Origin of the sequence: Halomarina ordinaria (assembly GCF_030553305.1) — an archaeon.
GTDB lineage: Archaea > Halobacteriota > Halobacteria > Halobacteriales > Haloarculaceae > Halomarina > Halomarina ordinaria.
This window is the reverse complement of sequence record NZ_JARRAH010000005.1, coordinates 77,002-101,230: the sequence shown is the minus strand read 5'-3', so window position 1 is coordinate 101,230 and position 24,229 is coordinate 77,002. Positions and strand designations below refer to the sequence as shown.

22 protein-coding genes and 1 pseudogene are annotated in these 24,229 nt (G+C 54.1%); 13 read left to right on the top strand and 10 right to left on the bottom strand.

Going from position 1 to position 24,229, the window contains the following annotated elements; all coding sequences use genetic code 11:
- Nucleotides 1-18: 18 nt before the first annotated feature.
- The 3 genes from P1Y20_RS18310 to P1Y20_RS18300 are packed head-to-tail and all read left to right on the top strand — an operon-like array spanning nt 19 to nt 3,236.
- On the top strand, nt 19-1,284 hold the full coding sequence (locus tag P1Y20_RS18310) for an ABC transporter substrate-binding protein (RefSeq protein WP_304450129.1): 1,266 nt from the start codon (nt 19-21) through the stop codon (nt 1,282-1,284).
- Between the two features lie 6 nt (nt 1,285-1,290).
- Complete coding sequence (locus P1Y20_RS18305; RefSeq protein ID WP_304450128.1) at nt 1,291-2,226, top strand: branched-chain amino acid ABC transporter permease; 936 nt, start codon at nt 1,291-1,293, stop codon at nt 2,224-2,226.
- Complete coding sequence (locus P1Y20_RS18300; RefSeq protein WP_304450127.1) at nt 2,226-3,236, top strand: branched-chain amino acid ABC transporter permease; 1,011 nt, start codon at nt 2,226-2,228, stop codon at nt 3,234-3,236. The genes P1Y20_RS18305 and P1Y20_RS18300 overlap by 1 nt, the downstream gene beginning before the upstream one ends.
- Nucleotides 3,237-3,336: 100 nt before the next feature.
- Here the strand turns inward: P1Y20_RS18300 and P1Y20_RS18295 are convergent, their stop codons facing one another.
- Both P1Y20_RS18295 and P1Y20_RS18290 read right to left on the bottom strand, forming a co-directional pair.
- The gene (locus P1Y20_RS18295; protein ID WP_304450126.1) at nt 3,337-4,053 is read right to left on the bottom strand and encodes an ABC transporter ATP-binding protein; all 717 of its coding nucleotides are present in this window, start codon (nt 4,051-4,053) and stop codon (nt 3,337-3,339) included.
- A complete protein-coding gene (locus tag P1Y20_RS18290; protein WP_304450125.1) occupies nt 4,050-4,796 on the bottom strand; it encodes an ABC transporter ATP-binding protein in 747 nt (248 codons plus the stop codon). The genes P1Y20_RS18295 and P1Y20_RS18290 overlap by 4 nt, the downstream gene beginning before the upstream one ends.
- A gap of 90 nt (nt 4,797-4,886) precedes the next feature.
- On the opposite strand from P1Y20_RS18290, the gene P1Y20_RS18285 reads away from it, so the two are divergent.
- The 4 genes from P1Y20_RS18285 (at nt 4,887) to P1Y20_RS18270 (ending at nt 8,433) form a co-directional block, all read left to right on the top strand.
- Nucleotides 4,887-5,642: an SDR family NAD(P)-dependent oxidoreductase gene (locus P1Y20_RS18285; RefSeq protein WP_304450124.1), complete on the top strand. Its 756-nt coding sequence runs from the start codon at nt 4,887-4,889 to the stop codon at nt 5,640-5,642.
- Between the two features lie 54 nt (nt 5,643-5,696).
- Entirely contained in the window at nt 5,697-7,316 is a 1,620-nt protein-coding gene (locus P1Y20_RS18280; protein ID WP_304450123.1) for an acetate--CoA ligase, read from the top strand.
- A 203-nt stretch (nt 7,317-7,519) separates the two neighbouring features.
- Nucleotides 7,520-7,813, top strand: coding sequence for a hypothetical protein (locus P1Y20_RS18275; protein WP_304450122.1), 294 nt, complete (start codon nt 7,520-7,522; stop codon nt 7,811-7,813).
- A 158-nt stretch (nt 7,814-7,971) separates the two neighbouring features.
- On the top strand, nt 7,972-8,433 hold the full coding sequence (locus tag P1Y20_RS18270) for a MaoC family dehydratase (RefSeq protein ID WP_304450121.1): 462 nt from the start codon (nt 7,972-7,974) through the stop codon (nt 8,431-8,433).
- 51 nt (nt 8,434-8,484) lie between these two features.
- Here the strand turns inward: P1Y20_RS18270 and P1Y20_RS18265 are convergent, their stop codons facing one another.
- Together P1Y20_RS18265 and P1Y20_RS18260 are read right to left on the bottom strand one after the other, a co-directional pair.
- Complete coding sequence (locus tag P1Y20_RS18265) at nt 8,485-9,252, bottom strand: SDR family NAD(P)-dependent oxidoreductase (RefSeq protein WP_304450120.1); 768 nt, start codon at nt 9,250-9,252, stop codon at nt 8,485-8,487.
- Between the two features lie 250 nt (nt 9,253-9,502).
- A complete protein-coding gene (locus P1Y20_RS18260; RefSeq protein WP_304450119.1) occupies nt 9,503-10,303 on the bottom strand; it encodes a DUF8170 family protein in 801 nt (266 codons plus the stop codon).
- Between the two features lie 115 nt (nt 10,304-10,418).
- Between P1Y20_RS18260 and P1Y20_RS18255 the strand changes: the two genes are divergently transcribed.
- The gene (locus tag P1Y20_RS18255; RefSeq protein ID WP_304450118.1) at nt 10,419-10,907 is read left to right on the top strand and encodes a winged helix-turn-helix domain-containing protein; all 489 of its coding nucleotides are present in this window, start codon (nt 10,419-10,421) and stop codon (nt 10,905-10,907) included.
- A 125-nt stretch (nt 10,908-11,032) separates the two neighbouring features.
- Here the strand turns inward: P1Y20_RS18255 and P1Y20_RS18835 are convergent.
- Both P1Y20_RS18835 and P1Y20_RS18250 read right to left on the bottom strand, forming a co-directional pair.
- A pseudogene (locus tag P1Y20_RS18835) lies at nt 11,033-11,107 on the bottom strand (PIN domain-containing protein); the annotation flags it as partial.
- Nucleotides 11,104-11,334 (bottom strand): antitoxin VapB family protein, encoded by a 231-nt coding sequence (locus P1Y20_RS18250; RefSeq protein ID WP_304450138.1) that lies wholly within the window; start codon nt 11,332-11,334, stop codon nt 11,104-11,106. The pseudogene P1Y20_RS18835 and the gene P1Y20_RS18250, both read right to left, overlap by 4 nt.
- Nucleotides 11,335-12,025: 691 nt before the next feature.
- On the opposite strand from P1Y20_RS18250, the gene P1Y20_RS18245 reads away from it, so the two are divergent.
- The 4 genes from P1Y20_RS18245 (at nt 12,026) to P1Y20_RS18235 (ending at nt 18,757) form a co-directional block, all read left to right on the top strand.
- Complete coding sequence (locus P1Y20_RS18245) at nt 12,026-13,315, top strand: orc1/cdc6 family replication initiation protein (protein WP_368662203.1); 1,290 nt, start codon at nt 12,026-12,028, stop codon at nt 13,313-13,315.
- Between the two features lie 999 nt (nt 13,316-14,314).
- On the top strand, nt 14,315-14,485 hold the full coding sequence (locus P1Y20_RS18830; RefSeq protein WP_368662201.1) for an AbrB/MazE/SpoVT family DNA-binding domain-containing protein: 171 nt from the start codon (nt 14,315-14,317) through the stop codon (nt 14,483-14,485).
- 2 nt (nt 14,486-14,487) lie between these two features.
- Nucleotides 14,488-17,514, top strand: a complete 3,027-nt coding sequence (locus P1Y20_RS18240) for an Eco57I restriction-modification methylase domain-containing protein (RefSeq protein ID WP_304450117.1) — start codon at nt 14,488-14,490, stop codon at nt 17,512-17,514.
- A gap of 193 nt (nt 17,515-17,707) precedes the next feature.
- Nucleotides 17,708-18,757 (top strand): phospholipase D family protein, encoded by a 1,050-nt coding sequence (locus P1Y20_RS18235; RefSeq protein ID WP_304450116.1) that lies wholly within the window; start codon nt 17,708-17,710, stop codon nt 18,755-18,757.
- Between the two features lie 456 nt (nt 18,758-19,213).
- On the opposite strand, the gene P1Y20_RS18230 is transcribed toward P1Y20_RS18235, so the two are convergent.
- Nucleotides 19,214-19,870 (bottom strand): hypothetical protein, encoded by a 657-nt coding sequence (locus tag P1Y20_RS18230; RefSeq protein ID WP_304450115.1) that lies wholly within the window; start codon nt 19,868-19,870, stop codon nt 19,214-19,216.
- Between the two features lie 17 nt (nt 19,871-19,887).
- On the bottom strand, nt 19,888-20,895 hold the full coding sequence (locus tag P1Y20_RS18225; protein WP_304450114.1) for a DUF8098 family protein: 1,008 nt from the start codon (nt 20,893-20,895) through the stop codon (nt 19,888-19,890).
- Nucleotides 20,896-21,068: 173 nt separating this feature from the next.
- Between P1Y20_RS18225 and P1Y20_RS18220 the strand changes: the two genes are divergently transcribed.
- Nucleotides 21,069-21,800 carry a 3'-5' exonuclease family protein gene (locus tag P1Y20_RS18220; protein ID WP_304450113.1) on the top strand — a complete coding sequence of 244 codons (732 nt, stop codon included), beginning with the start codon at nt 21,069-21,071 and terminating at the stop codon, nt 21,798-21,800.
- A gap of 20 nt (nt 21,801-21,820) precedes the next feature.
- On the opposite strand, the gene P1Y20_RS18215 is transcribed toward P1Y20_RS18220, so the two are convergent.
- Together P1Y20_RS18215 and P1Y20_RS18210 are read right to left on the bottom strand one after the other, a co-directional pair.
- Nucleotides 21,821-22,015: a hypothetical protein gene (locus P1Y20_RS18215; RefSeq protein WP_304450112.1), complete on the bottom strand. Its 195-nt coding sequence runs from the start codon at nt 22,013-22,015 to the stop codon at nt 21,821-21,823.
- Nucleotides 22,016-22,667: 652 nt separating this feature from the next.
- Entirely contained in the window at nt 22,668-23,669 is a 1,002-nt protein-coding gene (locus P1Y20_RS18210; protein ID WP_304450111.1) for a Cdc6/Cdc18 family protein, read from the bottom strand.
- Between the last annotated feature and the right edge of the window lie 560 nt (nt 23,670-24,229).

Genomic DNA, 24,229 nt, shown 5'->3' with positions numbered 1-24,229 from the left:
TACTCATCTGACCACTGCATGCCACGCAATGACAGGACACCCCGGAGTATGTCGAGACGTAGCTACCTCAAAGCAACGGCGGGTGGCGTCGCCCTGACTGCTACCGCTGGGTGTATTGGTGAGGGACTTGGCGGGGGCAGCGATACGATTACCATCGGGGCAACGATTCCCACGAGCGGACCCTACGGGACTATCGGACAGAACCAAAAGGAAGGCGTTGAACTGGCTGTGCAACACGCCAACGAGGACGACGATGCCGGCCGAGAAGTCGAAGTGGTGTTCAAAGACACCCAGACCGACACCCAGCGGGCAACTCAGGTCGCTCGCGACCTGCTCAACGAGGAGGGTGCAGATTTCCTGGCAGGGAACTTCTCTAGCAGTGTCGCACTCGCTATCGGTGAGCTCGCCCAGCGTGAGAACGTCATCTATACCTGTGTTGGGGGGAGTAACGCCATCACCGGCGAACAGTGCCGGGCGAACGTGTTCAACGCAGGGAACAGCGCCGTTCAACAGACCAGTGGCGGATTACGTTACGCCCTCGAAGAGGGCCTCGGCGAGAGCGTCTATGAGATATCGGCGGACTACTCTTGGGGCCAATCCATCCAAGAGTGGAATGAAGCCGAAATCGTTCCGTCGTACGACGGAGTCGAGTATCTCGGTAACACATATGTCGACTTCGGCGCGACGGACTATTCACAGGCGATAACCGAAGCCCGGAATTCGGGAGCCGACATCATCAGCTTCAACCTATTCGCATCGAATCACGTCCAGAGTGCTCAACAAGCCGGTGATTTCGGACTGCTCGAAGACCACATCTGTGTGTGGCCCGCGACGGGTATCGTCGAAGCCGAACAGATCGGCCAAGACATCCTGAGCCACGAGAACTTCTATGCCAGTGCTCCGTGGTACTGGGAGCACGATACATCGGAGGCTGAGACGTTCGCCGACGCCTTCTACGAGGAATACGATACTCGGCCGCTTGGGTTCTCCGCGAGCATGTACGCCGGTGTCCGTACGACACTCAAGGCCATCTCGGCTGCTGATGGCACCGAGACCGACGCGGTTCGCAGCGAGATGGAAGACCGCGAGCTGTTCCCGCAACTGTGGGGCGTCGGCGAACGGTTCCGTGCGTGTGATCACCGTGCGAGCATCGCGACACTGACAGTGAAGGGACGGCCCGGCTCAGAGGTCGATGGCCAGAACTTCTTCGAGGTGCTCAACACCCCCCAGAACCCAGAAGAGACGCAGATGCGGACCTGCGACGAAACTGGGTGTAGCTTCTGATATACGATGGTCTCATCACTCTTGGCTGTCACCGCACTCGAGCCCCTCACCCTCGTGAGCCCGCTCCAGACGCAGTACTACGCGACCCAACTGTTCAACGGGCTCATGCTCGGTATGACCCTCGTGCTGGTATCGCTCGGGTTGACCCTCATTTTCGGATTACTCGGAGTCATCAATTTCGCTCACGGTGATATCCTGCTCGTCGGTACATACCTCGCGTGGACGATACAAGCACAGACCGGGAGCTTCCTCCTCGCCATCGGTGCCGCCATCCTCGGGACGTTCGTGCTCGGGGTCGTCCTTGAACGGACGTTGCTACGGTACACCTATGGGCGATACAACGCGCTGTTACAGCTCCTGTTGACGTTCGGAATCGCCGAGTTCCTCAGGGGTGGAGTCATGCTCGTCTGGGGTCAATCGGGGAAGAACTTCCCCAATCCCTCGTGGGCACAGGGATCGATCGACCTGGTGCTCTTCAGCTATCCGCTGTATCGCACGCTAGTCATTGTCGCTGGAGCGGTGCTCATCGCCGCGCTCTATCTGTTCCTCAACCGAACAGACATGGGATTGCTTATCCGGGCAGGCACCCAGGACCGGGAGATGGTCGATGCGCTCGGGATCGACGTCTCACGCATCTATCTGGTCGTCTTCGGTATCGGTGCCGCGCTCGCGGGTACTGCGGGGGCACTCATCGGGCCGGTCCGGGCAGCGTACCCCACACTGGGTATCGAACTGCTGATTCCCGCGTTCGTCGTGGTCGTTGTCGGTGGACTGGGGAGTTTTCGTGGGACCATCATCGCGGGGCTCCTGATCGGTGAGCTCCAGGTACTGACCGGGATGGTGTACGCACAGGCCTCGGAGGTTATCGTGTTCGTGTTCATGGCCGTTATCCTCCTCGTTCGACCGCGAGGACTGTTCGGTGAGGAAGGGGTGATCGAGTGATGTCTACAGATACCGCCCGCTTCGGAAGCGCCACATCGATGCTGGGTGAGCGATGGCTGATGTACCTCGCCGTCCTGTTGGTGTTGTTGGCGCTCCCGTTCGTCACCTCACCGTTTCTCGGCTCGGAGATCGTCGTCATGGGTATCTTCGCGATGGGCTACAACATCATCCTCGGCTATGGAGGTGAGTTGTCGTTCGGCCATGCGGCCTTCTTTGGACTCGGCGCATACGTGACCATCTTGGTTACCGAATACGTCGTCGCGAACCTGTACCTCGCGATGGTACTCAGCGTCGTCGCTGTCACGGTCATTAGTGCTATCTTCGGATACCTGAGCCTTCGACGACGTGGTATCTATTTCGCGATGATTACCCTTGCACTGGCACAGATGACCTATACGATCGTCTTCCAGTGGTCGGGACTAACCGGTGGGTCAAACGGACTGTCGTTACCGACCACCGAGGCCCCCCTTGGCCCATTAGCCCCTCTCGAGAGCGATCTGCACTTCTACGTGCTCGTGTGCGTGCTCTTCTTGGTCGTGTTCATTGCGATGACACGCATCGTCAACTCACCGTTCGGACGAACGTTAAAGGCGATTCGCGAGAGCGAGGACCGGGCACTTCACCTCGGCTATGACGTGAACAACTACCTCCTGGTGGCTTTCACGATGTCAGGGGCTATCTCTGGGTTCGCTGGCGCGTTGTACGTCGCCCTGTTCATTTTTATCTCGCCAGATCTGCTGTTCTGGACGATGTCTGGCGAGGTCGTGCTGATGGCGATCATGGGTGGTATCGGGACGCTCGTCGGTCCGCTCGTCGGGGCTGCAGTATTCATTTTGTTGTCAGATACGTTCATCGGCATCACTGAGAACTGGCAGGTACTGTTCGGATTGGTCATAATCTTCGTCGTATTGCTCGCTCCAGAGGGCATCGTTGGACTTGTCAAAGAACGTCTGTTCGACAGTGGTCGTGGGTTCAGTGTGCAGGATGTCGTCGATCGCTTGCGCCCGTAAGAGCTCTACACTCACCGCTCATCCTGTTTAGAGTACATACATCCCATAGAGCGGAACGTCCGAAAGACGCGCGAACGGCGTTCTTCGCTCCGATCAGCGCTCACCCCAGTGCGAGGTAGCGGTTCTTGATATCTTCGTCCTGGGCTAGCTCTTTCCCAGATCCCTGGGCTTTGATTTCGCCTTCGTCGACGACGTAGCCGTAGTCGCTGATATCGAGGGCGAGTTCGACGTTTTGCTCGACGAGCAGAATGGTGATACCATCGTCGTTGATACGCTGGAGGATCTCGCGAAGTTTCTCGACGAGCGAGGGCATCAGTCCCTCGGTTGGTTCGTCGACGAGCAAGAGCTCCGGGTCAGAGAGGAGGCCACGGGCGATGGCGAGCATCTGCTGTTCGCCACCGCTCATCACCCCCGCGCGTTGCTGTTTGCGCTCTTCGAGGCGCGGGAAGTAGTCATAGATACGCCCGGTCAGCTCTTCGACACGCTCATCGGGGAGTCCATGGCCCATATGACCCAACTGGAGGTTCTCCACGACGGTTAACTCGGGGAACACGCGGCGGTGTTCGGGGATGATGGAGACACCGGCCTGCGAGGTTTCGTGGGGTTCGTTGTCCGAGATGTCGACACCGTCGAAGGTGATCGTTCCGGTCCGGGGGTTCTGGAAGCCCATGATCGACTTCAGCGTGGTCGTCTTTCCGGCCCCGTTCCGACCGACGAGCGTGACGAGGTCCCCCTCTTCAACGTTCAACGAGAGGTCATGGAGGATGTGGCTCTGCCCGTAGTAGGTGTTGATAGCCTCGACTTCAAGGAGACTCATGCCGTCCCTCCGAGGTAGACGCGGCGAACTTCCTCATCTTGCTTGACAACCTCTGGCCGGTCGTCGGCCAGCTTTCGGCCGTTGTGTAAGACGAGAATCCGGTCGGCGACCTCGTTCACGACGCTCATCTTGTGTTCGATGAGTATGATGGGGAACTCTGTCCGCAGGTCCCCTACGAGCCCGATGACCTCGCGTGTCTCCTCGGGACTCATCCCGCTGGTCGGTTCGTCAAGCAGCAGTAATTTGGGTTCCGTTCCCAGCGCGACGGCGATTTCAAGTGTACGCTGCTCACCGTGACTGAGGTTCTCTGCGAGACTATCGGCCTTCGAGGTGAGGTCGACCTGTTCGAGAATCTCGTAGGCGCGTTCGTCGATGGCCGGATCCGTCGCGCCCCAGAAATTGTAGGCGTTCTCTCGAGATTGCACCGCGATGGCGACGTTTTCGAGGACAGTAAGCCCATCAAATAGTTTCGTCACCTGATACGATCGGATGAGACCACGCCGGGCGATCTCACTCGGCGCAGCGTGGGTGATGTCCTCGCCTTCGAAGACGATGGTGCCGCTCGTTGGCGAGAGCGCCCCTGTGAGGAGGTTGAAGAACGTCGTCTTTCCGGCACCGTTCGGCCCGATGATAGCGTGGAGTTCGTCACGTCGAAACTCCGCAGTGACGTCATCGACGGCGACGATGCCATCAAACTGCTTTCGTAAATTCTCCACACGGAGAATAGTGTCTCCACCGTTCATTGCTACCTACTAACTCGGCTTCCTGCACAAATAGCTACTGCTCCTTGTCGTTCAGATAACGGTTTACGTCTCGACGTCGGCGAGAGTGGTATGCGGCTTCAAGACAAGGTTGTCGTCGTCACCGGCGGGAGTTCTGGAATCGGTCGGGCGATCGCGATTCGAACCGCGAACGAAGGAGCAATGGTGGTCAATGCCGACGTGAGGCGGACTCCACGAACCGATGCTGTCCCAACCGACGAACTCATCACCGACACTGGCGGGTCAGCAGCCTTCTTCGAGACAGATGTTACTGATCTCACGAACATGCGCGAGACGATGCGACGGACCGTCGAGACGTTCGACGGGGTTGACGTCGTCGTTAACAACGCTGGACGCGCAGCGTCGTACGCGTTGACGGACACCGACGAGGAGAATTGGCAGGGGACAGTCGAACTCAACCTGACGGGTGTCTACCACGGCTGTCTGGCAGGTGTCGAACGAATGCTTGATGCCGATGGCGGCGCGCTCGTCAACGTCGGAAGCGTTTTCGGGGTCGTAGGGTCGCCAAATTCTGCGTCCTACAGTGCGGCAAAAGGCGGCGTTATCGCCCTGACGCAACAGATCGCGCGTGACTATGCGACGAAGGATATCCGAGCCAACGCGGTTTCGCCGGGATTCGTCGATACCCCCATGTTCAGAGAGGACACACATGCGGGAACGCTTGACTACGCCGAGCGACGGACGCCAATGCGTCGCGTCGGAAATGCTGACGAAATAGCGGCGGGCGTCGCGTTCCTCGCGAGCGACGACGCCTCGTTTGTGACGGGCCACAACCTCATCATCGACGGAGGCTATGCAATGGCTTGATTGGATGCGAGAGGTTCCCATACAGTAATCACGGTGGACCCGAATGCTGTATTCATGCGCATCGATCTGAGTCAGTACGACTCATACGACGAGGCGTACCGCCAGTTCGAGTGGGACATCCCTGAGTCGTTCAACATGGCCGACGCACTCTGTGGGCAGTGGGCCGACGGAGACGACGGAAAACGTCGCGTTGGCCTATTCTATGAGAGTGAGGATGGGGCCCGCGAGACCTATACGTTCTGGGAGATACAGCGGGTCGCGAATCGAGTCTCTAACCTCCTCGCAGACCACGGCGTTGAACGAGGCACGCGGGTCGGCATTGTCCTCCCCCAGCGCCCCGAGACACTGTTCGCCAATCTCGGTGTGCTGCAGTTGGGAGCCGTCTCGGTCCCACTGTCAGTGTTGTATGGTAGTGAGGGGCTCCACTACCGTCTCGATCACTCACAGACGCAGGTCGCTATCGTCGACGAACAACGTGCGGACCTCGTCGAAGAACTGCGTGAGGACCTGCCTCATCTTGAAACCGTCATTACTGTCGACGACCCTGAAGACGTCGAGGGGGTTTCGTGGGACGATGGCATTGCTGCTTCCTCGCCACGGTTCGAGACGGTCGAGACGGCTGTAGAGGACTCCGCATATATCATCTATACCAGCGGAACGACCGGGAAACCGAAGGGGGCTCACCACGCCCATCGGAGTTTGTTTGGGTACATCCCTGGCTGGCAGATGATAAACGAGTTCCCCGGTGGGAATGCAGTCCATTACACACCCGCAGGTTGGTCATGGGTCGGTGGGTTGTTCGCAGTCGTCTGGGGAGCGTGGTACCACGGCCAACCCGTGGTCGGTTACGGCGGCCAGTTCGATCCCGAGACGGTGTACAGCCTGCTGGAACGCTATGGTGTCACCAATCCGCTGTTGACGGCGACGATGGTGCGGTTGCTCCGGCAGGTCGATGCCTCAGCGTACGACCTCGACGTCGAAGTCGTCCCGAGTGGGGGTGAAACGGTCACCGAGGACATCATTGAGTTCGTCGAGACCGAGTGGGACGCACTCGTTAACGAGATCTACGGCCAGACAGAGTGTAACTTCCTGGTGGGAACGAACCATCGACAGATGGAAATCAACCTCGCGGCGGCGGGAAAGCCCTGTCCAGGTCACGAGATCGCGATCGTCGACGAGCAGACGGGTGAACGCATCGAAAACGGCGAGATCGGCCACATCGCGGTGAAACGCCCGGATCCCTCGATGCTGCTGGGGTACTGGAACCAACCGGATCTGACTGAGGACCTGTTCGTCGGCGACTGGATGTTGACAGGCGACGCCGGATCGATGGACGACGATGGGTATCTCTACTACGAGGGACGAGCCGACGACGTTATCATCACGAGTGGCTATCGTGTTAGTCCGCTGGAGATCGAGGCAAGTCTCCGGGAGCACGAGGCGGTCAGCGATGCCGTTGTCGTCGGTGTTGACGACAGCGACCGTGGGACAATCGTGAAAGCGTTCGTCGTTCCGGAGCCGAACGTAACTCCCTCCGATACGCTCGTCACCGATCTCCAGCAGTTCGTCAAGGATCGAGAGGCGGCCTACAAATACCCACGACAGGTCGAGTTCGTCGACGAATTCCCAACGACTGTTTCAGGGAAGATTCAACGCCACAAGCTGACAGAGTGAGGCAACTGAAGCCGAGAGTCGCGGATGGTCAGACTGGGGTGCACGGAAACCTGGTTCTGGTCTCGATCAGCTAGCGCGATTGCTACAAGACGAAAGATATCACACTTCCTGTGACGGCAGTGAGTATGGACCGAGCGCAAGGATCTAATGGTCCTTGCGCTGTGTCCCATAGATATAAGCCGCTCGAGCGTAGTTCTGAGTCTATGGTACATGATACATCAGCACATATCGGAGGGGTTGTAATCAGACTAGCTATTGAGAAACAACAGTTTTCTGTGGCCGATGTCGAGAGCGAAACCGCGCATCATGTTGAGCGAGCTACGATAGAAAATGTTTTAGCTCAATTGCAATCGGATGGGTGGATTGAAGCAACAACTTCACAACCTCTATCCGCCTGGAAATCTGGCGAACTAGCAAGAGATTATGGGAATATGGTCAAGTATGCACGGGATATGGAGGGTACTATTCCCGTTATGCCTGACGAACGACAGTACTAGTGGCGTATCCATAGCTGGCCGAAATTTTGCTATGACACTGAATTTCCAGATGGTTACCGTTATTGTCACTAAATAACGATACGGTTGAAACCTGAGTAACGCACCCAAGTGCCACACACCATCGAAAATAGTCAAAAAATCAAGGTAACTGTTTCAATATGACTACGCGACGCAATTACGAGAGTTTCGAAGTCGGCGAACAATTCGTCACAGACGGCCGAACGGTAACTGACTCCGATATCCGGATGTTTGTCGGAGCTACCGGATCGACAGATCCGATTCATGTTGACCGGGAGTACGCAGCAGACCACCCGCTTGTTGATGATGTAGTTCTGCAGGGGACTCTGCTTCTTGGAATCGCCGATGGATTCCTCGTCGACGCCATCGCTGAGGATGCTGCCCTAGCGATGAACTACGGTCACGACAACGTTCGGTATCCAGGGGCGGTCTCCCCTGGTGATAGCGTTCACGCGGCAATAGAAATCATTCAGAAAGATCGACGAAACGATGACTGGGGTCTGATCACGATGCGCGTTGAACTCATCGATCAGAACGATGACGTTGTTCTGGCTGAGACGCACAAACTCCTTGTCGCCTGCCGAGAGAATGAAGCGCTCTAACTTCGCTGGTTACTCCCGAGCGGGTCAGACTGGTGGAAGGACCCTCGAGAGCTATTGGGCAGAAATCCCGCCATCGAGGACGTGTACTTCACCGGTCGCGTATCGTGCGGCATCACTCGCGAGATAGACCGCGGCGTACGCGATTTCCTCGGGATCTGCGAATCGGTCCTGCGGGATCGTATCGAGGATGTCCTCATGGATACTCTCGTTCTCGCGGACCCCCTTGGTGAACTCCGTCGCGACGTATCCTGGAGCGAGAGCGTTGACACGAATGTCCGGAGCCCATTCAACGGCGAGACTCTTCGTCATCCCGACCATCGCGTGCTTGGATGCAGTATAGGGTGTCTGATACGGAAGCGCGACGACGCCACCCACGCTTGCAACATTGACGATGACACCCTCGTCTTCTCTATCGAATACTCGTCGACCAAACTCACGAGCACACTTGAACGACCCCGTTACGTTCACCGACAAGATCTGCTCCCATGTCTCTATATCGAGGTTCCGTGCATCACCGAAGAACGGGTTCACGCCGGCGTTGTTGACGAGCACATCAACACCACCGAACACCGATTCTACTTCGTCGAACATCTCTTCGATACCCTGTTGGTCAGTTACGTCGAGCGGATGGGAGAGCGCGTCACCTCCGGACGCCTCGATTCGATCTACCGTCGCAGTGAGGGCCTCTTCTGATCGAGCGACAGGGACGACCTTAGCACCAGCCTCAGCCATCGCGATCGCGATGGCTTCGCCGATACCACGACTTCCCCCAGTAACGACCGCGACGGAGTCCTCAAGCGAGAACGCGTCAAGTACCATGAAAGGCGGTGCTGACGCAGTGGGTATAAATATTTGGTAGCCGCCAGCACATGGATGGTTCCTGTCGAGTTGCTCCCTCAGAGTATCGTTTTCCCGAATACCAACTTGAAATAGAGCCAAACCGCAAACGACAGACTAGTACCCCTACATCAGCTGGAGGACTCACTTGAGACACGATACACTTGGGACGAGGGGGCTGTGTGCGAGGTGGAGCAGGTCAACTATTCGACTTAAAAGGTCCCATCGTCCGTCACGGCTCCTCGCTCTCTTCCCATGCGGGACGTGGTGTTGGGGAGGGAAGCTCCGAAACTTCGGTTCGGAGCTCCTCTTCCGTAGTCCAGGGGAAACATCGACCGTGCAGTTCGAATTTTCGGAACTTGTTGAGATGGACCCAGCTGTACGTTGCTGGCGCGTTGTCCTCACGCTCTCGCTCGTCGACCACATCCCAGACCTCCTGTTCGGTAATATCGATACCAGTACTTCGCGCACGCTCGACGAGAGACGTCATTTCCGTCTGTCTCTCATCGTCCGTCAACTCATCGGTGAACGCGATTTCGACGGCAGCCTGGATGACGTGCTGTACTGACGCGAGATTCGACTCGGAGACCCAGGTGTAATCGCGCGGGAACACGTATGACTTCTCGAAGTAGGGTGCGTCGTCGATCTCGCCTAGCTCTGGTGCCTCGCCACCACTCTCCTTCTCGAACACACCGACGATGTAGTCGGTATACGTCGCGAGCAAGGAAAACATGATGTCGAACGTGTTGAGCCGGTCGGTTGGAAGCTCCAGAAGATCTCCCATGACGAAGGGATACGCCCCGAGCTGCTTCGTGAGTTCATTCTGCACGGCACGAAGGCGACGGATGTACGGGTCACGGTAGCTGCCGAGAATGAAATACGAGGTGCGCTGACTCCAGAGATACGGGAGCTCACGCTGGACGAAGCGCCAGATGTCCCGTTTCTCTGCGGGCTCGAGTTCGAGGCCGCCAACAGCCTCGTGAACGAGCTCCATGATGGCCGCCGCGTCAGGCGGTGGGCTGGGACCACTCATCGGTACCCTGTTCTAACCACTACACCATATCCCTTCTGAACCACCTTGGTCTTCAGAAGAGAAATCAATGTGGACAACCCGAACCGTTATAGCGGCGCTTACCGTAGCAGTCCACATGAGCGAGAGCGACACGGGAGCTGCTGATGCAGGGCCGTTCGCAGAGCAGCAACGGCTCTTCAAACTCCTCTCGCAGGACACACGCCACCTCATCATCCAGGAGTTGCTTGGACATCCTGCCCACCTCATGTCCCTTGCCGAACTCGAATACATGGTCGGCAAGAGCCAGGCGGCGATCAAAGACCAGTTAGAGACACTGATCGAGGCAGGGCTCCTGGCGCAGTACACGTACGAACCAAGCCGAGAAAAACGGGACCTGCCCTCCCAGTTCTACGGATTTACGGAACACGGAGTTGAGATTCTCTACGACTACAAGTACCTCCGTGGACTCCCGATTGCTCGTGCCCTGTACGAAAACACACGCAAGACAGAGAAAATCGAGCGTCATGAAGCAGCGCCGCGTCCGGAGCTCCCAGTGGCAGTACAAGATGCGCTCACATTCGATGAACCGAATCTTACGTCGGTCAACCCGAGCGCTGATCACTAGTCGTGGCTGTCACAGAAGTGAGCCGATGGCTGAATGTGAGATAGAGTCATCGAGGGGTAACGCTTACAGAAGCACCACAGATGGTTTGATGCGGGACTAAAGACACGTACGGGCGGGTCCGGCACTACTTCTCGTTCCTTCGCGACGGCAGCATCGACATCGTCGATGACGTCCAGAATAAAGCTCGTGTCGACGATCATTCGAAGCGCTCTGCGATCTGACGGACGTCGTCGCGGTCCGTCCGGTCGGCAGCCTCGATTGCATCCCGCATCTCGGTTCCCTGTTTCTCGTCGAAGACGTCGCGGAGCTCTCGGAGCGACCGCCCACCAATGAGCCGCTCGACGGCGTCGCTGAATGACTCATCGTCGCGTTTGCTTGCTTTGATCCGTTCATATACGTCGTCTTTGAGACGGACCTGATGCGACATCCCTGTTGACAGCGTTGACGCTCTACGGGAGTCAAGATTTGGGTGCATGATGATACGTCGAAACCAGTGATACCGAGGCCACTCATGGTAGTACTGCTTGTGCGTCGCGGACGTTTCGACGACGTTTTCTATGCGTTGACACTAGTTCGCCACTAGGCTTCTTACCAAACAGTAGAATTGACACTGGTTCTATTGTTTGGTAAGAAGGGATGGAGGGGACGACGAGATTATTGTAGTTATACCTCGGATTGAGACCGATACGTACTGACAGTAGCAAAAGAGGATACCAGAGTCTGTAGAAGTCGTATTTACACATCGACAACGGGGGGTAGGCGATCCGATTTTACACATCGATTGCGGGGTGTCAGACGTCTGGCTTACACATCGAAGGTGGGGGGTGTATGCAATGAATCACTCCGATATCGGTACAGCGATCAAGCATGCAGAAACGCCAAATATCGGGTCATCGGCTCTGAAGAGTCGTCGATATACATCTACGAGGGTCACACTTTTTATTCCTCGCCGCAACAGTAGTTGTATGACCGACAGCACTCAGGACGAACCAAATTACTCTCATCGAGACGATGAAGAACCTGAACCGGAGGCTGAAAAAGGAGAGAGTGCTGTCAACGCTAGTCCGATGAGTGGAGAAGCAGACGTAGACGAAGACTCACAGCGATCGATTCGGGACATGCTCGATGAGGAGGGTGGCGTATCTGTCTTCACTAACCGGAATCTCGTAGAGCCGGACACGATCATCGACGAGGAGCGAATCGTCGGTCGGGATGACCAGCTCGAGTCGGTCGTGTCGTTCCTACGGCCTGCTCTCCAGGGGAATCGCCCTCCAAACATGCTGCTGTACGGACCCGCAGGAACAGGAAAGTCGCTCATCATTGGTGCTGTAACGAAACAGATCATCGATCTCTGCCGGTCGAGAGGCGAGAGTTTTGGTGTCATTGAAATAAATTGCCAGCCGATAAACACCCTTGATCAAGCAGTATACGAACTGGTGCAGAGTGTCGCGACAAACGTCGGGGCGGACATCGGCGTGCCTGAGACGGGGGTGTCCACGAAACGGAAATATCGACGGTTGTACGAACTCGTTAACGAACACTACGACTCAGTCATCTTCGTTCTCGATGAAATCGATTTACTAGTCGGACGACAGACGAGTGAAGAGCCCGCCTATTCGAAGCTCCTGTACCAGCTCTCACGCGCGAGCAATACGAACGAGATCCAAGGGCGTGTGTCGGTTGCAGCACTCACGAACGACCCGAAGTTCATGGAAAACATCGATGGGCGAGCAGAGAGTTCGTTCAATCCGCGGGACGTCTACTTCCCCGATTACGATGCCAATCAGTTACGCAAAATCCTTGAAAATCGGCGCGATGCCTTCCGCTCCACAGCGCTAGATGATGACGTGATCCCGCTCGTCGCCGCGTTTGCAGCGCAGAGCCATGGCGATGCACGGAAGGCGATCGACCTGTTCCGGGGCGCCGGTGACCTGGCCGATGAGCGTGGCGACGAGCGAGTACGCGAGGAACACGTCCGAGAATCCCAAGAGGAGATCGATAAAGATCGGTCGCTGAAGCTCGTTGAGGGACTCACCACGCAAAAGAAAATTTCGCTGTATGCGACAGCAGCCGTTGCCTCCTATTCGAAGCAGACAGGGAGTTCAGTCCCGAGTCCGGTTGGGTTTCGAGTGTATCAGTGGGTTACCGATAGACTTGACGCAGACCAAATGACCCGAGAGACGTACGTCAAGTACGTCAAGGAGCTTTCGACGTATGGTTTGATATCGACGGTTAGGAAGAGTCGAGGGCGAGGGGGCGGGATGTATATGGAGTTCACGTTCACCGGAGATCCGGCTGCGATGATGGACCGGATCGTCGATGATGGACGGTTGAAACGAATTAGCGAACAGGGAGAACTCTTACAGACAGTTGTCACGGCTCAACTGAAGAAGTTCCATGAAGTGTGAACAGACCGTACAGGTGTCTCCCCCCGTGTTCGAAGTGTAAGAGCAGTACATTCACCGTATAGGATAATTAGCAGCTACCTCCCCCTCCCCGTCATCGATGTGTAAAATGCTACGCGAGGGTTGGGGTAGGAAGACGAGATAGGCGAACTACAAGGATAGAACCCACTAAGCCGAGAACGGTGCTCAGGAGACCTGCCTGATCGTGAATATATCTGTCTTTGGATTAGAAATCTTTATTATCTATTGCGATAGAATTAGTCCGTAGTACTCAAAGCTAGTGTGAAGTAATGTATTCACACTAGTTCTAGATGACAACTGATCTTAGCCCTCTCAGTTCGGGGAGTACTAATCGTCTCCCCCGAGATCTCCCGCCTTTGAGACGCACTGATCAACCAAGACGGCGTTTACAGCTCTTCTTCCACAGGGATATCGACGATTTACACATCGATAACGGGGAGAGGGGTCGAACTTGATGAGACTGAACGTCGAGCGCTATGTGGAGACGGACAGCGACGTGACGATTGCTCCTGTCTGTTTGTTTGGCGTCCGGCATAAGTAAGAAACCGCTCACTGGGAACTCCTCAAACGCAGCGTTTCTGGAGCGCGTCGCCCCTGAGGGGAGCCTGCTCCTTGTCGTACTCGACCATTCGGGTCGACAGACGGAACGGTGGTGCATAAGGTCACTGCCGCGTACTAAACTACCAGGCAGTACCTTCCAAAGATGGAAAACAGGCGTTTGAAGGGTTGTAGAGCAAATTCGCCGTAAAATGGCTTCTTTATATATCACATACCGCTTCATCAAGTACTGGAGGTGTGGAACAGAGATTCGCAGTTTGGATTTCTACAAATCACACAATGTCGAGACTATAAGGTGTTCAAACTAGTTGGCCGCCGATTCGAGCAGACAGAAGGATTCCTCATTCGCGTTCGGTAAGTGTATGATTAGTGTATACCAGTAGATTATTAATCCTCTAGGAATCAATCAATAGACATATATCAATGATGGGACCGCTTGACGAAACAAAGATTAGTCCAAGTAACACAACGACTGTACCCCGGCCGGTACGAAACCTGCTTGAGCTTGAAGTTGGAGATGTTGTTCAGTGGCATATCGACGACGAAGAGATATTGGTTCGGAAAAAAGTGGACGACGGGGTGACAGGTGAGTAATCATGTCGGTAACTGAACTTCGTGAAGGAGTCGATACAGACTCTCTTGAAGACCTCGTTGACAACTACAACTCCACCTCAGACACCAAGAGACGGCAGAAGAGAGAAGCAGCAGTTCGTCAGCAGTTCATTAACCCGCTTCTCCGAGCGCTGGGGTGGGATACCGAGAGCGAAGAAGTTCGTCCAGAACACCAGACAGACGTCGGTCCTGCGGACTACGCAATGGTGTTGAATGGTCGGGATCAGTTCTACGTCGAGGCAAAAAAGTTCTCGGAAGACCTTGACGGGTACCGCCTTAAAGACGGAGAGAAGCGTTCGTATGTTGACCAAGCTGTCGACTACGCCTATCACCAGCGATGTGAATGGGCGGTTTTGACGAACTTCGAAGAGATTCGTCTGTACTGGACGTACGAGAGTAGAGACGCAACGGAGGATGGACTTGTCCTCGAAATCACTGTCGACGAGTTCCTGACCGAAGGTGGGCTGGAAAAGCTCTCGAAGCTCTCGAAGCGTGGTGTTTCGCGTGGGTCACTTGGGACTCTTGAACGCTCCCGGAAGCGGAAGCCAATCACGGAGGCAGTTCAACAGGCACTCTCATCCGCTCGTGGAAACCTTACCAGCGAGATTCATTCGAACGAACCGGAACTGACACTAGAAACGCTCCGGGAAGGCGTCCAACGTATCCTCGACCGCCTTGTCGTAATGCGAGTGGCTGAGGACCGAAGCGTCATCTCGGAAGATACGTTGTATAAAATGAAGGAAGCGTGGGATTCAACGAAGATAAACCCGGAGCAGCGGCGTCTCATTCGGGATTTCTCGAACGCTTTCCAAGATTTCGACAGCGTCTACAACAGTGAGCTGTTCGCCCGCCACGAGTGCGAAACATGGGCCGTTCCAAACGAAACCCTCAAAGACATCATCGATGAACTCTACGAGTACAACTTCGAATACCTCGATGCAGACATCCTCGGGAGCATCTACGAGGACTACCTCGGCCATGCAATCCGCGAAAAGGAAGAGGGTTTAGAACTCGAAGAAATCGACGACGTACGCCGTGAAGGAGGCATCTACTATACGCCTGTACCGGTTGTTGAGTACATTGTCGACTCAACGCTCGGAGAGAGGCTGAACCGCGTGATGGACGACGTTCGGTCTGAACTCAATTGCGAAGACCCGGATTTTAAGGCCGCCGCAAACCGGTTCTCAGAGGTCGAGCAGATACGGTTCCTTGACGTATCCTGTGGAAGTGGGTCATTCTTAATCAAGGCGTACGACAAGTTCGAAGCCTGCTACAAAGAGTATCAAAACCTCGTTCGTGCCGCTCGCCCAGAGGAAGCGAAACTGGACGATTATTCGCGAATCAAAAATTTCTCTGACTATCGACAACGGATTCTTCGGAACAACTTGTTTGGTGTCGACCTTGACTATCAAGCGACAGAGATCGCCTCTGTCAACCTGTTCTTGAAGGCCCTCAAAAGCGGAGAAAAGCTCCCCACGATTCTTGAGGAAAACATTAAGCGAGGAAACAGCCTACTCAACGGTCCTAATGAAGCGGTGGCTTCGACCTTGGAAATCTCGGTTGAGGAGGCTGACGAGATGGGGGCGTTCGATTGGGAAACCGAATTTGAGGAGATTGTGGGGGCGAACGGAGACGGTTTCAGCGTAATCGCTGGAAACCCTCCGTGGGGTGCAGACGTTGACGACTATCGGGACTGGGTAGAAGGTGAGGGACAGTACTCGCTCGCCTCTGGGCAGTACGACACCTATGAACTGTTCATTGAATTGACTGCAGAGCTACTTGGTGACGGGGGAACGCTTGGGTTCATTATCCCTGACTCCATCTTCCGTGAGGAACATGAGGAACTCCGCAAATGGCTCGCAATGAACTACACTGTTGACCAGATTCACAAGCTCGGTGAAGGTGTCTTTGAAGATGTCTGGACTGGCAGTGCAATCATTCAATACACCAAAACGCCATCCATGGGAGACAACGTAGTGGAGTGTTCAGTCCTTCGAAAAGAGGACCGAGACCGTATGCAGGGCGCAGGCGGGACGGCCCTGTCAACCCTAATTACTGAACGGCAAAACACGAAGGTTCAACAACGTATCCTCGACGAACCAGACTACGCGTTTAAGCCATTTGCCGACGAGGATGACTACGCCATCATGGATATCATGGGCACCGATACAGTGGACACCGCGGAGGTTCTCTTTGACTCGCGCGGTGATGAAATCGGGAAGTCTGGAGAAGTGATGCGGTGCCCTTCCTGCATGAACTGGGACACGTACCCACAAAAGCGAGCGGCGTCGAAGGGTGGCGGGTATTACTCGAAGACCTGTACTCACTGTGAGAAGGAATACGAGTTTGAGGAGGCCTACGAGACGAGAGAAATTATCAAGAATCACTGTCCCGACAGTAGTTGGAAGCGCCTCTACTTTGGCGAACACGTTACTCGCTACCGAGAGTCGGGTCATGCGTTCATCGATGACTCCATAGATGGTATTGACTTCGAGGACGAGAACCTCTACTCACCCCCGAAAATACTCCTTCGAAAGACTGGATTCGGATTCAACGCGTTCATCGACTACACCGATGCTCGGTGCCTCCAAGTTGTCTACGTCTTCCGCTTATTGGAAGACCGAGACCCAGAGTTCGAGCAGTACGATCTCGAATACTTCCTTGGACTGCTGAATAGCCGTGTGATGCTCTACTATTACACGAAAGAGCGCTCGGAGATTGAGTGGCAGTCGTACCCGTACAAGACGCAGGGATTGGTCATGGGCCTCCCCTACCCAGAAGTCGACTTCGATGACGAGGAAGAGAAGGAGCGGTATGACCGGTTCGTCAACCTCGTTCGTAACGCCTGCAAATCCAACGGTAAGATTGACCGTGGGGATGATTGGGAAATAGAGAAGCTCGCATACGACTTCTATGGAATCCCAGAGGACAAGCGGACTCGAATCCGCAACGAGTTGAACGAACTCCAGCGATTGCAGGTGGTCCGAGAATTGTTCCCTGACGCTGAGTGATACCCGGGAGTTGGTGGATCTGTATTCCCAGACTCAAACAGATTCGCGAGTACCAATTTGAACACACTATGATAGCTACTGTCATCTGATCCGGATCATACCACTGGTCAGGGGGAGTCTATGCGTTGGCATAAGGACCCGATTGGTCAACCAGTGGGAAGCAACAAATAGTAAGAAGACAAATATAGCAATTATGATTTTCGCAGGAGGTCCGGGGAAATCGCTGGAGGCGGGCGAGTACGTTGAAAGAGCTATTTCTGACATTGCATCCCAGAGCCTCGTCCGCGCTGGGTTCGCTTACGCAACCGAAACAGGACTTGAGACGTTTCTAAGGGGAGAAACAACTAATGACTGGCGAGACCTCACGGACTCAGAATGGATTGTTGGTCTTGATCAAGGAATCACGGAACCGGGGGCTCTCAAAAATCTCCAAAGTCATGGTAACACCGAAGTGCGAGTCTATTTACCCGGTGATAGGCTCTCTGTTGAAACCCTTACCGGACGACCCCGATTCCACGCAAAAACCATCTCAATTGAGTCTTTTAAACATTCAAGCCAACGTCGTCTCTTCATTACATCGGCAAATCTGACCCACGCAGCACTTGGGGGAACACCATCTAATTACGAACTTGGAATAGCCAAATCGGTCGCAGATGGCCTAGAACCAGAGGAGGTCAAGACATTCGACACATGGTGGGACAGCGTTTGGAAGAATTCTAAACCAGTCACAGATGAACTGATAGAGCAGTACTCTGAAATTCGAGAGGAAGCCCACACACAGAATCCTATTCTTGGTGAATATGAAGCTTCAGAACATGTCAGGTACGCCAGTGACGCTCAGTGCTTGTGGATCGAAACAGAGAAAATGACCGGTGGGTCACGCAACCAACTGGAGTTCAATGAGGAGTTAAGCAGATTCTTCACCCGGCCGTCAGACGACACTAATCGGATTATTATTGATTTCAACGGGAGAGTATATGACGAACGCCCCGTGAACACCCGTATAACAGACCCGCCATTTGGGGTCCGAATACGGAAACTGGGCCTCCCTACTGGATTCAATTATCGTGAGAAAGTCATCCATCTGGAGAAAGTTTTGACTGACCCGGGAGAGAAACCCCGATACAGATTGACAGTACGCGAACGAGGAGACAAGGATGTTGCTGAGTGGAAACGCTTGTCCGAAGAAAGCGGAATCGTTGACGAAACGGGAGGGGGACGAGCATATGGATATTATAAGTGAATAATCTCCGCACTCCCCGACATAATTGACCGAGTATTTCACCTCCAATTTCGCCGGTCAACAATTGAGAAGTACGGTTGGGTTCTTGTTCAGTGAGCTAAGTCTCCATCATCAAGCAATACACAAACAGTCCTGAAGAGGACTATGCCCGAACTGCTAAGTCTCTGACAGCCGTTCTCTGCTTGTGGAACAGAATTTTGTAGAGGTAATGGGCGTTCGGGAGATCGCAATCCTAACAGGTGCGTAATTGCTGTGTTGGGGGTGTATCGTCTAATCTCACCTGCGGCGATTGCTGTTGGTTCTTGATTGGCTATCGCATTCCTCGTTTCTTTCGCTTTTAGTGCCCGCTATGGACGACTAAAGCAATAGTCGTCGAAGGCTCTCTGATTGTTGTGAGTCTCTAAGGAGCGAAGAGAGATGTTGCTCCGAGAACCCGAGTCCTGACCTCAGCTATCGTCACGGGATTCCATTGCTTGGGTCGAAAATATTGACTCGAACAAAATCACCGAGTTGCCTTTTGACGACAGTCTCCAAGGTTTTCTGGTGATGTTCGTTGGTGATGTCAGAGTCAACTGCGGCCAAATGAGGGACTGATTTCTCGTCTGCGATATACACAGCGTCGACCAGAATCTCACAGTCATGGCCGATGTCAAGTTCGAGGTCTAGTTTGTCCCGAAGTCTATCGTCTTCGTACTGTTCGAAGTGGTCCTCAAGCTCATTTTGGAGAATCTGACGGGCAGAGTTCTCGATGTCTTGGTGACAGTCACGGAAGAAGGTCAGCTGATCTCGCTCGTCCATGACGTAGAGTTTTGCACTCTCGCTCTGGCCTACACTTTCCAAATGTGATTCATCGTTACTCCCATTTCGAACACTCTGATTCGAGTCGATAAAGTCATAGAAATCGCCTCGGTCATTCTTGACGAACTCAGTGATCTCGATATAGAGGTCGTGTCGGCGGTCACAGCCTCCTTGAAATTCTGAAACGGCCTTCCCGCCTGCGTACACCCGAAACCCATCCTCAAATAGTTGGCTGCATCCTCTATCCCTTTCCAACGGCCGCGCTAGAACGGTGGAATAGAGGTAGTTGAACAGTACTGAGGTGTCGACATTCACCTCTGTTGAGCCCGACATTACGGTTTAACCTCATCCTTGACTAAGCTATGGATGAGGTCCGCAAGTTCCGCTTTTTCGTCTGAGACGTACTCGTTCGGTCCCGTTAGTAAGTTGGCTTTTAGGCACTTAGATTCGATACTTTCCCTCTTCTCATTGAGCTTTTGATCGAATTTATCCAACTTGCTCGAATGTCGTTGTTTGAACTCCCCTGCATGAGGGCCGCTTGCTTCGTTCGCAGCAATCTGGTGGGCGGGGTATTTCCAAACATAGTCATAATAAAAGTCCCCCAAATCAAGCAAAATACGTTCCTGATCGTCTGTCAGCGACTCTCTTCCAGCGGCTCCCTTGAGGGCCATTTCAATTATGTCGGTCCCTTCGATGACGGGTTTCCGTATGTCCTCAAATGCTTCACTGGTGAGTTCAATGTGAAGTCCAGAGATGTTACGTCGAAGATCACTTATCTCACTCTGTGAGAGTACTTCCGTAGTTACCCCGAAGGAACCCAGAGACATATCTTCGCCCTGACTGTCCAACTTCTCTCCCATCGTTTCCAATTCCTCTCGTATCTTTGTCGACTCAATATACAACTCGCGGTACTCTTCGGGGGCGAACTCTTTATAAAAGTCAATGAGGAACTGGTGCTTCGATGTGCCGAGGAGAACGTTTACCAAGGTGTACTCTTCCCCTGCACCACCCACCCGGAAGAGTTCATCTTCCGCAAAAAAACGGCGGTAGCGTTCTACTTCTGGATCTGGTGTGTTAGGAGTCGGTAATTGAGTGCTGCTTTCGGGAGTCGGCGTTGCCGTCAACGTACCAGCAAGATACCACCCGTATGTGAGATTAAGATCGAACTCATCAACCGCGCAAAACACGAGTTTCTCACGTTCGGTTTTTGTCGTGTTTCGATCGAATACAGTTGTCTCACGGAGCTCATCAACTGCGAGTCCCAGACCCGTCAGAACTTTTCGCTTCAGTGGTTCCTCATCTCTGTATGTTGGGTCTCCGTTTGATGGGAACCAAGTCATTGTTATCAAATTTTGTTATGTCTCAAGTAAGTATCTTGGGGTCTACTCTTCTACATCGGAGATAACTGCATAGGCGAATCGCACACACTACCGCTTCCCGGACGCCAGTAGCCGATTCGGAAATTGGAAACTGCACACTGACTCCTAACTTCGGCTTCGCACTCTGTTGACCCATGCTTAGAGGAAGCGGTCATCGCAGTCATGTTGCGTGGGACATCGAGACAACCGGCCTCTCGTGGTCGGACCAGATTACAGTAAGCGGGTTCTGGTTGCCTGATGGCCGTGCTCGACTCATTCTGAACACGAACGGTGACGACGTCGACATGCACGCGTTCGACCAGCACTTGGAGGACGTGAGCGGTGGCGTCCCGGTAACCGTCATCACAACCAGTGATGAACAAGGTCTTCTACAGGCCATGCACCAACTCGTATTCGACTACTTTGACCGGGACTACAACCGCCTCATCGCGTTCAACGCCGAGTCATGGAAGTCCGGGTTCGACCTCCCATTCACCCGAACGAGTTGCATCGCCCATGGTGTCGACTGGATGTTCGACGGAATCGAGTTCGCGGATCTATGGGACCCGCTCAAGAAGCGCCTCAACACGACGTACAGCAGTTACGGGTCCACCTCGGAGACGAACTCGTTGACCGGCTCCCACGCGATTCTGTTCGATCAGCACCATCTGGTTGACCAATTCCTTTCTGAATGGGAGGGGCCGTGGTATCGAGACCACGAGTACGACCCGTTCGACGACTCCGGCAGTGCTATCGGTCACTACCAGCGCGGAGACTACTTGCCCGTATTACAGCACAATCTCGCTGACGTCCATCGAACGTGGGAACTCGGAGAACTTATCCGTGTATTTGTCTCTCAAAAAGACATCACAGCGAAGAAACTATGACAAGAGGTCGATGCGGATTACTATCGGAAGATTTCTTCCGCTTCCTCAAGATCAGCTTCGTCAAATTCTTCAGGGCGATTATCAACCGACATATCAAATTCGTTGTCGTCAACAGCAGCGTCGTCTAACGACGCGATATTTTCTAAGCTCGCCTCATAGTCTTCTCGCGTCCCTCCGCATTCGTCGGCGAGAACATCTGGGAAGCTCTTACTCATATAGCTCTTCTAATAGTTTGTATTCTCCCAAGACACATAAATCTGGCCCCATTCTCTGCTCATGGGAGATAGTCTCTGAGAAACCTGATTTGGTTTCTGACCAGAATCTCTTTAGCCATATCAGCCGCCCGGCCAGTTGGTCTTGGAGGTGCCCCATTTGCCAGCTTCCGGTAAACTTGTGAGTATCTGGACTGATCGTGGGGATGGTTTACATCAATATGGAGTTGTTTGGGGTCCGAGTGATCGTATATGTCATGACCAGTGTCGGGATTATGATCCGAGTGTGCAACCTCAGTCCAGCTACCACCATTTACCAATCCAGAGTAACCGAGCTGTTGCAATGAATCGTTGGCGATAGCTAACACTACTATGAATTCGTCAGGGTGTCCGCGTTTGGGCCATTCCCATATGAGAGTAGGAACAACAAGTACGTCAATGTACTCTCCCCGGAACTGCGAGTGTAGACGCAGCTTGTACCTCCGTTTAACGGGCGTCATTGTCTGGTTTGATTACTGATGATTAAGAGAAGACCCTCTCACTTATACGATTTGGAGTTCAGACTCAACCCGGAGTTGCATCTGGGACTACTGAGGACTGGGGAGACCGTTTTTAACAGCGTGTTGGGTCTCCGTATAGTCTATACGATAATCGGTCAACGAGTTCGATATGTCCGCCCTCGGTTCTCCCCACGAGCAGATATCAAGTTGTAATGTTGCATCTTGCTGAGGTAGTTTCGTACCATGCGGTCGCTCTTTGGTTCCTCAACCCGTTCTCGGTACTCCCGGTAGAGGTCTCCGGGAGCAATCTCATCATACTCGCAGATGATGTCGTAGAGCGCTCGCTGGTCCGGGGTGAGTTTCTCGATGTCCTTCTGTGCGATTTCCGATTCCGCTTCCGGAACAGCGTCTCCGATATGCTCGGCCGTCATCGAATCCACACCTGATTGGGTGGCAAGACGGGCAGCGTTCCGGAGAATACCGATAGCAGTCCGGGCGTCACCACCAGCGGCGTCTGCTATCTCCTCGAGGTGTTCCTGCTCGACAGCCCCGTCATGGAACCCCCACCGGGCTCTATCCGAAAGGATAGCAACGAGTTCGTCTTCAGTGTAGTGGTCGAACCGAATCCGGGCAGTCGTTCGGAGACGGCTGGCAAGGCGCTCATCGAGGTGAGCGAACAGTTCCTCTTCTCGGTTGGCAATGAGAATCATCGAGAGTCCGCGCGTGCGATAGAGATCATAGAGAACGCCCATGTCCTCCAACTGGTCGGCCTCGTCGAGGATGACGACACACCCCGGTCCATCGTACTCGCGGAGACGTTCGATCAGGGCGTCTGTGGGGGTTGACTGGCGATGCATGTCAAACGACGGTGCGACTCCTTCTACAACTCGGTAGAGTGCTTTGTAGCGCGTGTAGTCCTCCCAGCAATTCACGTACTGGTATGTGAGGTCTAGAACGGTCTCTCGAAGTCGCTCAACCGTGTGCTGAGCGATGCACGTCTTACCTGCCCCGGAGGGGCCAAACAGGAACGCCGTTTCCACCGGTTCGTTGTGAGTAATCGGTTCGAGCGCTCGTGACAACCCTCGAATCTCACGGTCACGATGGACAACGTCTCGGGGAACGAATTCGGGGTGGAGCACGCGGGCATCAGATATCATGCTGCAGCCGATATCTTGCCGTGACTACAAAAGTGGCAGCCCCAGATTTCTACTTCCGCTAACCTCCTTAATCGACCCGCTCAGGCAGTTTCCGGAAATCTGGCCCGCTTGTCTTTTTGCTCACCTACCCTCGGACCTGCATGGTCTGGTGGCATTGGATGGTGGCCGGGAACGCGGATCGCTCGAGTGCGTTCTGTGCCGTTCACAGGAAGACCACCGGGACGATTCCGTCGGCTACTGAATACAATGTTTTACGATTGTGGGTGCAAATCCCGGCACTTCCGACCACTAATGGCGGAGCAAAGAGGAAACTATTAAGCAGCCGCATATATATCGAGATTTCAAAAGCAGCCGTGTGTGCGTTAAAACGGTTGTTTGTTCAAGTCGGAACGAGAATGCGCGTACACTACAGCCAACGTAGCTCCACTGTTGGGAGGTTGAGAAACCCCTGACATGGGACTGGGCCACTTCACTCTGGCCCAGACCCAATCCGATTCTTGCAAAACCTCAGAAACCCCAAGTTCTAAATGGGTCACCTATCCCCGTTGCTGTCACCCTCT